Here is an 11,894-nt window from a genome sequence, read left to right on the forward strand (position 1 = left end):
CCTGAAGTCGGGGAGGCGAAAGCGATGACGGATGCTGCATCTGGAACGGCGATCGTTCGCACCAACGCGGTGCTCGCCGGAGTTCCCAGGTCGGTCGTGGTCGGGGTGGGCGCCGCTTTGGCGCTGCTCTTCGGCTCCCTGTTATTGCGCCCATTGTCCACAGAGGACATCCAGATCGTCGGGATACCTGAACACCCCATCGCGTCGTCCGCGGTGGGTTCGATACAGATCCGGGCCGGTACCGCTGACGGGGTGCGGGTGCTGGTGGACGGCCGGGAAACCCCGACGGTCCAGCAGCAGGGCGCGCACGTGGTGCGGGCGGCCGGACTGCCGGACGGGCCGCACGTGCTGAGCGTGGTGGTGCCGCGCAGCCCCTCCTGGCTCGGTTCGACCACCACCACTCGAACGTTCACTGTGGACAGCACGCCGCCGGAGCTGCGGGTCGACGACTCGCTGCGACCGGACGGGCCGAACAAGCCGGTGACGGTCAACGGAACAGCGCACGGGGCCACCCAGGTCGCGGTGGCCGGTAAGCCCGTGCCGCCGGATCCGCAGGGCGGGTTCAGCGCGGTGGTCGACCGGCCGGACCGCGAGGTCCAGGTGGTCGCGACCGACGCCGCGGGCAACCGCACCGAGCGGACCATGACCGTCCACATCAGACATCCGGGGATGCGCGCGGTGCACCTCACCGGGCTGGCCTGGACCAGCGATTCGCTGCGCGAACCGATCCTGGAGATGGCCCGGCAGGGCAAGATCGACACCATCGAGCTGGACATCAAGGACGAGAGCGGGGAGGTGGTCTACGACTCCGCGGTGCCGATGGCCCACCAGATCGGCGCGGTCAAGGGCTACTACAACGCGCGGCAGGTGCTCGACCAGTTGCACGGCATGGGCGTGCGGGTGGTCGGTCGGCTGGTCGCCTTCAAGGATCCCGTGCTGGGCGCGGCGTCCTGGCAGGGCGGGCACCCGGAGCGGGTCGTGCAAACCGCCGGTGGCCAGCCCTGGAGCAGCGGTTACGGCGCCTACGCCTTCACCAACTTCGCCGACCCCGTGGTGGTCCGGTACAACATCGACATCGCCGCCGAGGCCGCGGCGCTCGGCTTCGACGACATCCTCTACGACTACGTCCGCCGACCGGACGGGCACCTGGACCAGATGCGCATCCCGGGCCTGACCACCACGCCGGAAGCCGCCATCGCGGACTTCCTGCGGCAGACCCAGCCCGAAGTGCGGTCGCGGGGCGCGCTGCTCGGCGCGTCGGTGTTCGGCATCGCGGTGGACCGGCCGACCGAGATCGCCCAGGACATCCGGCAGATCTCGCATTTCGTGGACTACATCTCGCCGATGGTGTACCCGTCGCACTGGGGTCCGGGGGAGTTCGGCGTCGGCAACCCCAACTCCCAGCCCTACGACATCGTGGTGCGGTCGCTGGCGGCGTTCGCCAAGACCGTTGAGGGCACTGATGTGCAGATCATCCCCTGGTTGCAGGACTTCAGCCTCGGCGTCAGCTACGGCCCAGGGGAGGTGGCCGCGCAGATAAACGCCGCGCGGGACAACGGGATGACGTCGTTCCTGCTGTGGGCACCCAACTGCCGCTACCACGACACGGCACTCGGCCCGACCGGCTAGGAGAGTGCGCAAGTTGGCTTGCGTAGCGGTGCGGGTGGCGGAACCTCAGAGGCTTTCTCTTCTCCGGGGATCCCCGACATCAGGTATGTCCGATACACCACGTCGGGGCTGTCCTCGCGGGGAGAACCCCAGAGGGGTGGGCCACCGTGAACCCGCGGCGGCGCAAGCTGCGAAGGTGGGAGGAAGCGGCTTGCGCCGCTTGCCTGACACCGACCTCACCACTGCACACAGCCGCTTCCAATCCGCGCGAGCTCCAAGAGCCTGTTCTGACGCGGCACGCGGAACAAGGCGACGAGCGCTCCGGCGCGCAGGACGGCGGTTGTATTGGGGGCGCAGACTGGGCAGAGTATCCGGCGTTGTCGATGTTGGAGGTGGCGCAATGCTTGCGAGGCCCGTTCGACTCGCCCTCGGCGTGATCGCATCCTGTGCACTGGTCGCGCCAATGGCGCAGGCGGCCCCAGACGCTCCACCGGCGGAGCCGCCCAAGCAGGCCGAGGCGACCGGATTCGGCGGTGCCGTCTCCAGCGTGGATCCGTATGCGACGCAGATCGGGATCGAGGTGCTCCGGCGCGGTGGCACCGCCACTGACGCGGCGGTCGCGGTCGCGGCGGCGCTGGGCGTCACCGAGCCGTATTCGGCCGGTGTCGGTGGTGGCGGGTTCTTCGTGCACTACGACGCAAAGACCGGCAAGGTCGAGACGATCGACGGTCGGGAGACCGCGCCCGCGACGGCTGGCGAGGACCTGTTCCTGGAGAACGGCCAGCCGATCCCGTTCGACGACGCGGTCACCAGCGGGCTCAGCGTCGGCGTGCCCGGCACCCCGATGACCTGGCAGGAAGCCTTGCGGCGATGGGGCACCACGGACCTCGCCGGGGCGCTGCGCCCGGCCGAGCAGTTGGCCCGCCAGGGGTTCGTCGTCGACGAGACCTTCCGCCAGCAGACCGAGGAGAACCAGGAGCGCTTCAGCGCGTTCCCGGCGACCCGCGAGCTGTTCCTGCCCGGCGGTCAGCTCCCCCAAGTCGGCAGCGTGCTGCGCAACCCCGACCTCGCCGACACCTACCGCACCTTGGCCACCAGCGGCATCGAGGCGCTGTACGACGGCGAAATCGGCGACGACATCGTCAAGACGGTGAACCACCCGCGGGTCGACCCGAGTGCGAAGCGCAACGTGCGGCCCGGGGACCTGAGCGTCGGCGACCTGCGCGACTACCGCACCATCGAGCAGGCGCCCACCCAGCTGACCTACCGCGGGCTCGACGTCTACGGCATGGCACCGGTCAGCTCCGGTGGCACGACCGTCGGCGAGGCGCTGAACATCCTGGAGCGCACCGACCTCTCGCAGGTCGACAAGACCCAGTACCTGCACCGCTTCCTGGAGGCCAGCAAGATCGGCTTCGCCGACCGCAACCGCTGGGTGGGCGACCCGGCGTTCAGCGACGTGCCCACCGAGCAGCTGCTCAGCCAGCGCTTCGCGGACTCCCGAGGCTGCCTGATCAGCGACGACGCCGTGCTGCCGACCCCGGTCGCACCCGGTGATCCGCGTGCTCCGCAGGACTGCCAGGCTGGCACGTCCGGCGGCGCCGAGCCGTACGAAGGGCCCAACACCACGCACCTGACGGTGGCCGACCGCTGGGGCGACGTGGTGGCCTACACGCTGACCATCGAGCAGACCGGTGGCAGCGGCATGGTGGTGCCGGGTCGGGGATTCCTGCTCAACAACGAGTTGACCGACTTCAGCTTCACCCCGGTCACGCCGGGTCAACCGGACCCGAACCTGCCGGGACCGGGCAAGCGCCCGCGCAGCTCGATGAGCCCGGTGATCGTGCTGCAGGACGGCAAGCCGTTGCTGGCGGTGGGAAGTCCGGGCGGCGCGACGATCATCACCACGGTGCTGCAGGTGCTCACCGGACGACTGGATCGCGGGATGTCCCTCGTGAACGCCATCGCGGAGCCGCGCGCGTCGCAGCGCAACGCCGCGCAGACCGAGGCGGAGCCGGGCTTCCTGGCCCAGCCGGAGGCGGAGAAGCTGCGGGCCATCGGGCACCAGTTCAAACCCACGACGGAGATCGGCACAGCGACTGGCGTCGAACGGCTGCCAGATGGTCGTTGGGTCGCCGCCGCGGAGCCGGAGCGGCGCGGTGGTGGTGCGGCAGCGGTGGTCCATCCGGCACCGTGACGCCGTGATCCTTTCCACATCGCGGAGGTGGATTTCGCGGTTGGCGGTTTTGCCTGAAACAGGCAACCCCCAGGCAGGGAGGAGGTCAGACTGCGGAACTGGCGCGACGGCGACCTGAACCGGGTGACGACTAGACTCGTCGGGTCGCCAATCGTCGTCGAAATTCCCAGGAGCTCTCGTGACCGTCCAGCCGATCAGACTCTTCGGCGACCCCGTGTTGCGCACCAAGGCCGACGAGGTGGTCGACTTCGACAAGGAACTGCGCACCCTCGTCCAGGACCTGTGGGACACCATGGAGGACGAAGGCGGGGCCGGGCTGGCCGCCCCGCAGTTGGGCGTCGGCCTGCGGGTGTTCACCTACCACTGCGACGGCTTCGCCGGGCACTTGGTCAACCCCACCTGGACGGCGGTCGGCGACGAGGACCAGTTCGGCCGGGAAGGGTGCCTGTCGATCCCCGGCATGGCCTGGGACTGCCTGCGCGCCCAGCACGTGGTGGCCCGCGGCTGGAACATGCACGGCGATCCCGTCGAGGTCGAGGGCACCGACCTGCTGGCCCGGTGCATCCAGCACGAGACCGACCATCTGGACGGCGTGCTGTTCCTCGACCGGCTGGACGACGAGACCCGCAAGGCCGCGATGCGCGAGATCCGCCAGGCGGATTGGTTCGACGGCGCCCCGCCGGTGATCAAGGAAAGCCCGCACCCGCTGTTCGGGGGACGCTGACATGCGGGTGGTCTTCGCTGGCACGCCCGCCCCGGCGGTGCCCGCGCTCCAGGCGCTGCTCGACTCCGACCGGCACGAGGTCGTCGCGGTGCTCACCCGGCCGGACGCCCCGGCCGGACGCGGCCGCAAGGTGCTGCGTTCCCCGGTAGGCGCGCTCGCCGACGAGCACGGCATCGAGGTGCTCACGCCCGCGCGTGCGTCGGATCCCGACTTCCTGCGGCGGCTCGGCGAGCTGGCCCCCGACTGCTGCCCGGTGGTGGCCTACGGCGCGCTGCTGCGGGCCGAAGCGCTGGCCATCCCGAAGTTGGGCTGGGTGAACCTGCACTTCTCGCTGCTGCCCGCGTGGCGCGGCGCCGCGCCGGTGCAGGCGGCCATCCGGCACGGCGACGAGATCACCGGCGCCACCACCTTCCGCCTGGTGCCCGAGTTGGACGCCGGACCGGTCTTCGGCGTGGTCACCGAGGAGGTGCGCGCCACCGACACCGCCGGTGAGCTGCTGGACCGGCTGGCGGTCTCCGGAGCTGGACTGCTGACCGCCACCCTGGACGGCATCGAGGACGGCACGCTGCGCGCCGAGGAGCAGCCGGACGACGGTGTCAGCTACGCCTCCAAGGTCACCGTCGAGGACGCCAGGGTCGACTTCACCGCCCCGGCGACCGCGGTGGACCGGCTGATCCGGTCGGTCACCCCGGATCCCGGCGCGTGGGCGCTGCTGCGCGACGAGCGGTTCAAGCTCGGCCCGGTGTCCATCGTGGACGAAGAGCTGCCGCCGGGCGAGATCCAGGTGCAACGGCGCCGCGTGCTGGTGGGTACCGGAACCTCGGCGGTCGCGCTGGGCGAAGTGCAAGCGGCGGGCAAGAAGCGGATGGCCGCCACCGACTGGGCCCGCGGAACCCGCATCGAGCAAGGAGAACGGCTCAAGTGAACGATCGCCGCCGTGGGCCGTCCCGGCCGTCGAAGTCCCGGCCGCCGCAACGCAAATCCGGTCCGGCCCGGCCGCTGGACGTCGACCCGACCCGCCTCGCCGCGGTGGAGACGCTGCGCGCGGTCCGGGAACGCGACGCTTACGCCAACCTCGCGTTGCCACCGCTGCTCAAGCAGCGCCGCATCACCGGCCGGGACGCCGCGCTGGCCACCGAGCTGACCTACGGCGCCTGCCGAGCACAGGGGTTGCTGGACGCCGTCATCGACGACTGCAGCACCCGGCCGCTGGCCGAGCTGGAGCCGATGATGCTCGACGCGCTGCGCATCGGCGTCTACCAACTGCTGCGCACCCGGATCCCGGCGCACGCCGCCGTGGCGTCCACTGTGGACATCGTGCGGTTCGAATCCGGTTCGAAGCTGGCCGGTTTCGCCAACGCCGTGCTCCGCCGCGCCGCCGAACTCGACGAACAGGGCTGGGTCGACAAGCTCGCTCCGGCGCGCGCCACGGACCCGGTCGGACACCTCGCGATGCGCTACGCGCACCCGCGCTGGATCGCGCAAGCCTTCGCCGACGCGCTCGGCATCGACGAGTTGGCGGCGGCGCTGGCCGCCGACGACGCCCGCCCGGCGGTGCACCTGACGGCGCGACCAGGTGAGATCAGCGCCGACGAGCTCGCCGCCATCACCGGCGGCGACCCGGCGCCGTACTCGCCGTACGGGGTGCGGTTGGAGGCGGGCGCCGGTGACCCCGGCGACCTGGAGCCGGTGCGCGAAGGCTTCGCCGCCGTGCAGGACGAAGGCAGCCAGCTGGCGGCGCTGGCGCTGACCCGGCCCGAGGTCGAAGGTTCGGATCTGCGCTGGCTGGACCTGTGCGCCGGGCCGGGTGGGAAGGCCAACCTGCTCGGCGCGCTGGTCACCCTCGACGGCGGCACGCTGGACGCGGTGGAGCAGGCGCCGCACCGCGCGGACTTGGTGCGGCAGGCGACCGAAGGGCTGTCGGTGGCGGTGCACGTGGCCGACGGCCGCGAGCCCGGCCTGGAGCCCGGCTTCGACCGAGTGCTGGTGGACGCGCCGTGCACCGGGCTCGGAGCGCTGCGGCGCCGACCGGAGGCGCGCTGGCGGCGGCAGCCGTCGGACGTCGGCGACCTGACGAAGTTGCAGCAAGAGCTGCTGCTGTCGGCGATCGGTCTGACGCGGCCGGGCGGTGTGGTGGCCTACGTCGTGTGCTCGCCGCACCTGGCGGAGACCGAGGGCGTGGTGTCCGATGTCCTGCGCCGCACCGGAGTCGCGCAGCTGGACGCGCGCCAGTACTTCCCGGACGTGCCGGACCTGGGTGACGGGCCGGGAGTGCAGCTGTGGCCGCACCGCCACGGCACCGACGCGATGTTCTGCGCCCTGCTGCGGGTGTGACGAAGTCGTGAGTGGTTGTGGTCGTAATAGCGGCCATTACCGCTCACGAGTGGATTGCGGGAGGTGGCGTGTGTCCGAAGAGGACTACCGGCGGTGGCTGGCGGTCGCGGTCGGCGAGGCGAAGACCGGGCTCGCCGAGGGTGGCATCCCCATCGGGGCGGCGTTGATCGGGCCCGATGGGCAGGTGCTCGGTAGTGGGCACAATCGTCGGGTGCAGGACGACGATCCGTCGGTGCACGGTGAGACCGCAGCTTTCCGCAACGCGGGTCGGCAGCGCTCGTACGCTGGAACCACGATGGTGACCACGTTGTCGCCCTGCTGGTACTGCAGCGGATTGGTGCGCCAGTTCGGGATCGGCCGGGTCGTCATCGGCGAGGCCCGCAACTTCCACGGCGGCCACGACTGGTTGGCCGAGCACGGCGTGGATGTCGTGCTGCTGGACGATCCCGAATGCACTCGGCTGATGGCCGAGTTCATCGAAGCCAACCCCCGCCTCTGGTACGAAGACATCGGCGAGGACACCGACTGACCACCGGGACGTGCGTTGGGTGGTGGTCAGTCGGTGGGCGGTGGGGTGGTGGCGCGGCGGGGTAGGACGTAGACGATCAGGCCGAGCACGAGCCACACCGCGCCCACCGCGAGCGCCAGCGGGCTCGCCGTGACCAGGACCACCGCCGAGACCACCACACCGATCACTGGGATGACCACAGTGGACGTTCTGCGATCCCGTCCGGACACCGCGAAGTAACCGATCACCGATGCGTGCAGCAGGATGAACGCCGTCAGCGCGCCGACCGTCACCATCGACGACAGCACCTCCAACCCGTCGTCGGCCGAGGCCGCCCACACCGACACGATCAGCGTCACCACCGCCGCCAGCAGGGTGGCGTTGCGCGGCACGTGCGCCCGCCGGTCCACCCGGCCGAGCGCCGCTGGCAGTTGGCCGTCCCGCGCCATCCCGTACAGCAACCGGCTCACCGCAGCCTGCGCGACCATCGCCGAGAACGCCGGTGCGACCGACTTCACCGCTGTCACCGCCACCGCCAGCCAGCCGCCCAGCGACGCCCGCAGCATGTCGTAGAACGCCGCGTCCTGCGCGTCCGCGTCCAGCGCCAACTGCTGCGGGGTCAAGGGGTTCAGCAGCGCCGCCAAGTAGGTCTGCACGAAGAACAGCACGCCGCTCAACGCGAGGCAGAACAGCAGGGCCCGCCCGACCTGGCGGGACGAGCCGGTGTTCTCCTCGGCGAACGACGCGATCGCGTCGAACCCGAGGAACGACAGCACCGCCACCGACACCGCGCCCAGCACGGCCAGCGGCGCGAAGCCGCCGACCCCGACCAGCGGCGACAGCCACGAGCGGTTCGTGCCCTCGGCGGCCAGCACCACCAGCGCGGCGACGACGAACACCGCGAGCAGCACGATTTCCACCACCAGCACCACAGTGCCGACGATCGCCGCGACCTTCACCCGGTCAGGTTCAGCGCGGTGATCACCACGATCGCCGCTCCGGTCGCCAGCCAGACCGGGATCTGCGGCGCCAGCGAATTCGTCGCGATGCCCACGAACAACGAGGCCACGCTCGGGATGAACAGGTAGTCGAGCATGATCATCCAGCCCGCGACGAACCCCGGCGCCCGCCCCAGGCCCGCCGAGGCGTACGCGAACACCGAACCAGCCTTCGGCACCGCCGCCGACATCCGCGCGTACGACCACGCGGTGAATCCCATCGCGACGGTCGCGACCACGTAGACGAGCGCGACCGCGCCGCTGCTGCGCGCGTCCAGCACGCCGAAAACGCCCACCGGCGCCAACGGACCGATGAACAGCAGTCCGGAGACGATCAGGTCGCGCAGCGACAACCGGCGCTGCAGCCCTTCATCGGAAGTAGTGGTCATGGCCTCAATCCTGGTCGGAACAACGCAGCCTTCGATGTGGTTGACCGGGCACGGTCCCGCGCCGAGGCTGGATCAGCAACAGCAACCAACGTCAGGTGGTACGAATGTCTTCCACTCCGGTCGAAGTGACCCGGACAGGCCAGCACACCTTCACCGCGACCAACCCGCGCGGCGCCGAGGTGACGATCGGACGCGACGGCGCCCCCGAGGCGTTCACCCCAGGTGAGCTGCTGCTCGCCGCGATCGCCGGTTGCTCGGCCGTCACCAGTGAAAACCTGCTGGTCCGGCGGCTCGGCGAGGACGCGAAGATCACAGTGCACGCCGACCGCACCAAGACCCCGGAGGACAAGCACAAGTTCGCCTCGGTGCAGGTCGAGTTCAACGTCGACCTCAGCGGGATCGAGGACGCGGACCAGGTCGTCGAAGCCGTCCAGCGCGCCATCGAGAAGTACTGCACGGTCAGCCGCTCGGTCGAGGAAGGCACTCCGATCGAGCTCACCCTCCCCCGCTGACGTACCGCCCGCGCGGACGGTCGGTGGAAACTGCGCTACAACTCGGCAACTGGGCCGACGGCGGGCCGCAGGGCGTCGTAAGGTGCTCGTCGCGCACCGGCTGGTGGTGCGCGACGAGCGGGAGGCACAGTGGCACAGGAGACCACACCGGTACGGCAGTCCGGGCTGCGCCGGGATCTTTCCGGCCGCCAGGTCGGCATGATCGCCATCGGCGGCGCCATCGGCACCGGGCTCTTCCTCGGCTCCGGCCTGGCCATCTCGATCGCCGGTCCGGCGGTGATCCTCGCCTACGCGGTGGCCGCGTTCGCGGTGCTCGCGCTGGCCTACGCGCTGGCCGAGATGGTCGTGGTCCACCCGGAGGCCGGTGGTTTCGGCGCGATCATCCAACGCTGCCTCGGCGGCCTCGCCGGTTTCGTGTCGCGCTGGATCTACTGGGCCGCGCAGGTGGTCAACATCGGCAGCGAGGTCATCGCGGCCGGGCTCTACGTGCAGTTCTGGTACCCGCAAGTGCCGCTGTGGATCCCGGTGGTGGGCTTCGCGGTGGTGATGCTGGCGGTCAACATCGCCGCGGTGCGCTTCTTCGGCGAGTTCGAGTACTGGTTCGCCATGATCAAGGTCGTCACGATCGTGGTGTTCGTGGTGCTCGGCGTCGTCTACATCGTCTTCGGCCTGCCCGGCCAGCAACCCGCCGGGGTCGGCGCGCTGACCGAGCACGGCGGGTTCCTGCCCAACGGCATCGGCGCGGTGTGGCTGGCGCTGGCCGTGGTCACCTTCTCCTACCTGGGCACCGAGGCGGTCTCGATGACCGCGGCCGAGTCGAGCAACCCGGAGCGGGACGTGCCCCGCGCGGCCCGCAGCACGGTGCTGAGGCTGGCGCTGTTCTACATCCTCGGGATGCTCGTGGTGGTCTCGATCCTGCCGTGGAACCAGGCGTCTTCGTCCGACGACGTCACGCAGAGCCCATTCGTGCGGTTGTTCAGCCTGGTGGGCATCCCGGCCGCGGCTGGGATCATGAATTTCGTGGTGCTCACCGCCGCGCTGTCGGCGATGAACACGAACCTGTACATCACCGCGCGGATGACCCACTCGCTCGCCCTGGACGGCTACGCGCCGAAGTGGTTCGCCGTGGTCAGTCGCAACGGGGTGCCGCGACGGGCGCTGGTGCTGTCCGCGTTGGGGCTGGCGCTGGCGGCGTCGCTGGCGGTGTTCGCCGAGGACACCGCATTCCCGATCCTGCTCGGCATGGCGCTGTTCGGAGCGCTGGTGGTGTACCTGTTGATCTTCATCAGCCAGCTGGCGTTCCGGCGCCAGCGCGCCGCAGCGGGCCTGCCGCCCTCGCCGGTGCAACTGCCGGGAGCGCCGGTGACCACGGTGCTGGCCATGTTGTTCTTCGCGGCAGTGCTGCTGACGACGCCGTTCCTGGGGCCGTTCAGCACGGCTTGGAAAGCGGGCGTGCCGTTCGCCGTCGTCCTGTGCGTGGCCTACTACGTCGTCCACCGACGCCGGGCCGCGACCGCCTCGGAGCCGGAGACGCCCGCGCCCGAATGAGCGCCACGCAAGCCAATCCGTGGGCATAGGACGGCCCGCACCGAATGACGCCTGGGGGGACATACGTAAGTCGGGGATCCCGGAGTCGAGACGGCCGCTGAGGTTCCGCTACCCGCACCGCAACGCAAGCCAATCCGCGCACCCTCCTACACTCGCGCATGTGTCGAACCAGCCGATGATCGCGCCTTCCATCCTCTCCGCCGACTTCGCCCACCTCGCCGACGAGATCGCCGCCGTGGACGGCGAACCCGGCAAGCGCGCCGACTGGCTGCACGTGGACGTGATGGACGCGCACTTCGTGCCCAACCTGACCCTGGGCCTGCCGGTGGTCGAGTCGCTGCTGAAGGTGACCGACATCCCGATCGACTGCCACCTGATGATCGAGGACCCGGACCGCTGGGCCATCGGCTACGCCGAAGCCGGTTCCTACAACGTCACGGTGCACGTGGAAGCCGCCAAGGACCCGATCGCCATCGCCAAGGGCCTGCGCGCCGCCGGGGCGAAGGCGGGCCTGTCGATCAAGCCGAACACCCCGCTGGAGCCCTACGTCGAGGTGCTCAAGCACTACGACACGCTGCTGGTGATGTCGGTCGAGCCGGGCTTCGGCGGCCAGAAATTCATCGCCGACGTGCTGGACAAGGCCCGCAAGGCCCGCGAACTGGTCGACACCGGCCACCTCAAGCTGCTGGTGGAGATCGACGGCGGCATCAACGCCGACACCATCGAGCAGGCCGCCGAGGCCGGGGTGGACTGCTTCGTGGCGGGCTCGGCGGTCTACAACGCCGACGACCCGGCCGCGGCCATCGAAGCCCTGCGCGCCAAGGCGGCACCGGCCTTCGCGCACGCCAGGCACTGACGAACGGATTCCCGTTTCGATGGGAACCAACGCGTGTCGGGGTCGGTCCTCCGGCGCCCACCTGGCGCGCAGTACCGTTTGCGCTGGTAGAGGCTCGTGGGTTGGGTGCCCGGGGGCCAACCCGGGACCCCCACACCACCCGGCGGGCCCCCCAGGGCGCGCCAGCCCCCGCCAGTGTGGTTTTAAAAAAAGCCAGGCCCCCAGGCCCCGTGTTTTTTGG

The 11,894-nt window shown here is 70.3% G+C and carries 9 protein-coding genes and 1 pseudogene; 9 read left to right on the forward strand and 1 reads right to left on the reverse strand.

Features of this window, described 5'->3' with window-relative positions:
* The first annotated feature begins 24 nt into the window (after positions 1-24).
* The 6 genes from MOQ72_RS39660 to MOQ72_RS39685 all read left to right on the forward strand — a co-directional run bounded on the left by MOQ72_RS39660 (position 25) and on the right by MOQ72_RS39685 (position 7,392).
* Complete coding sequence (locus MOQ72_RS39660) at positions 25-1,629, forward strand: putative glycoside hydrolase (RefSeq protein ID WP_242191121.1); 1,605 nt, start codon at positions 25-27, stop codon at positions 1,627-1,629.
* A 379-nt stretch (positions 1,630-2,008) separates the two neighbouring features.
* On the forward strand, positions 2,009-3,805 hold the full coding sequence (gene ggt / locus MOQ72_RS39665) for a gamma-glutamyltransferase (RefSeq protein WP_242191122.1): 1,797 nt from the start codon (positions 2,009-2,011) through the stop codon (positions 3,803-3,805).
* Positions 3,806-3,983: 178 nt separating this feature from the next.
* Positions 3,984-4,529, forward strand: a complete 546-nt coding sequence (gene def / locus MOQ72_RS39670; protein ID WP_242191123.1) for a peptide deformylase — start codon at positions 3,984-3,986, stop codon at positions 4,527-4,529.
* A 1-nt stretch (position 4,530) separates the two neighbouring features.
* On the forward strand, positions 4,531-5,454 hold the full coding sequence (gene fmt, locus MOQ72_RS39675; RefSeq protein ID WP_242191124.1) for a methionyl-tRNA formyltransferase: 924 nt from the start codon (positions 4,531-4,533) through the stop codon (positions 5,452-5,454).
* Positions 5,451-6,863 carry an RsmB/NOP family class I SAM-dependent RNA methyltransferase gene (locus MOQ72_RS39680; RefSeq protein WP_242191125.1) on the forward strand — a complete coding sequence of 471 codons (1,413 nt, stop codon included), beginning with the start codon at positions 5,451-5,453 and terminating at the stop codon, positions 6,861-6,863. The genes fmt and MOQ72_RS39680 overlap by 4 nt, the downstream gene beginning before the upstream one ends.
* Before the next feature lie 70 nt (positions 6,864-6,933).
* Entirely contained in the window at positions 6,934-7,392 is a 459-nt protein-coding gene (locus MOQ72_RS39685) for a nucleoside deaminase (RefSeq protein WP_242191126.1), read from the forward strand.
* 26 nt (positions 7,393-7,418) lie between these two features.
* On the opposite strand, the pseudogene MOQ72_RS39690 reads toward MOQ72_RS39685, so the two are convergent.
* Positions 7,419-8,758, reverse strand: a pseudogene (locus MOQ72_RS39690) (APC family permease).
* Between the two features lie 104 nt (positions 8,759-8,862).
* Between MOQ72_RS39690 and MOQ72_RS39695 the strand changes: the two are divergent.
* From MOQ72_RS39695 to rpe, 3 genes are all read left to right on the forward strand, one after another.
* Complete coding sequence (locus MOQ72_RS39695; protein ID WP_242191127.1) at positions 8,863-9,270, forward strand: OsmC family protein; 408 nt, start codon at positions 8,863-8,865, stop codon at positions 9,268-9,270.
* A 129-nt stretch (positions 9,271-9,399) separates the two neighbouring features.
* Positions 9,400-10,818, forward strand: a complete 1,419-nt coding sequence (locus tag MOQ72_RS39700; protein WP_242191128.1) for an amino acid permease — start codon at positions 9,400-9,402, stop codon at positions 10,816-10,818.
* A 175-nt stretch (positions 10,819-10,993) separates the two neighbouring features.
* The gene (rpe, locus tag MOQ72_RS39705) at positions 10,994-11,674 is read left to right on the forward strand and encodes a ribulose-phosphate 3-epimerase (protein WP_242191130.1); all 681 of its coding nucleotides are present in this window, start codon (positions 10,994-10,996) and stop codon (positions 11,672-11,674) included.
* Positions 11,675-11,894: the final 220 nt, after the last annotated feature.

Origin of the sequence: Saccharopolyspora soli (assembly GCF_022678645.1) — a bacterium.
GTDB classification, from domain to species: domain Bacteria; phylum Actinomycetota; class Actinomycetes; order Mycobacteriales; family Pseudonocardiaceae; genus Saccharopolyspora; species Saccharopolyspora soli.

What these genes read in the sequence shown, in the direction of transcription:
- MOQ72_RS39660 (WP_242191121.1), top strand. Translation starts at nt 25, where the DNA reads ATGACGGATGCTGCATCTGGAACGGCGATCGTTCGCACCAACGCGGTG.
- rpe (WP_242191130.1), top strand. Translation starts at nt 10,994, where the DNA reads ATGATCGCGCCTTCCATCCTCTCCGCCGACTTCGCCCACCTCGCCGAC.
- fmt (WP_242191124.1), top strand. Translation starts at nt 4,531, where the DNA reads ATGCGGGTGGTCTTCGCTGGCACGCCCGCCCCGGCGGTGCCCGCGCTC.
- MOQ72_RS39695 (WP_242191127.1), top strand. Translation starts at nt 8,863, where the DNA reads ATGTCTTCCACTCCGGTCGAAGTGACCCGGACAGGCCAGCACACCTTC.
- ggt (WP_242191122.1), top strand. Translation starts at nt 2,009, where the DNA reads ATGCTTGCGAGGCCCGTTCGACTCGCCCTCGGCGTGATCGCATCCTGT.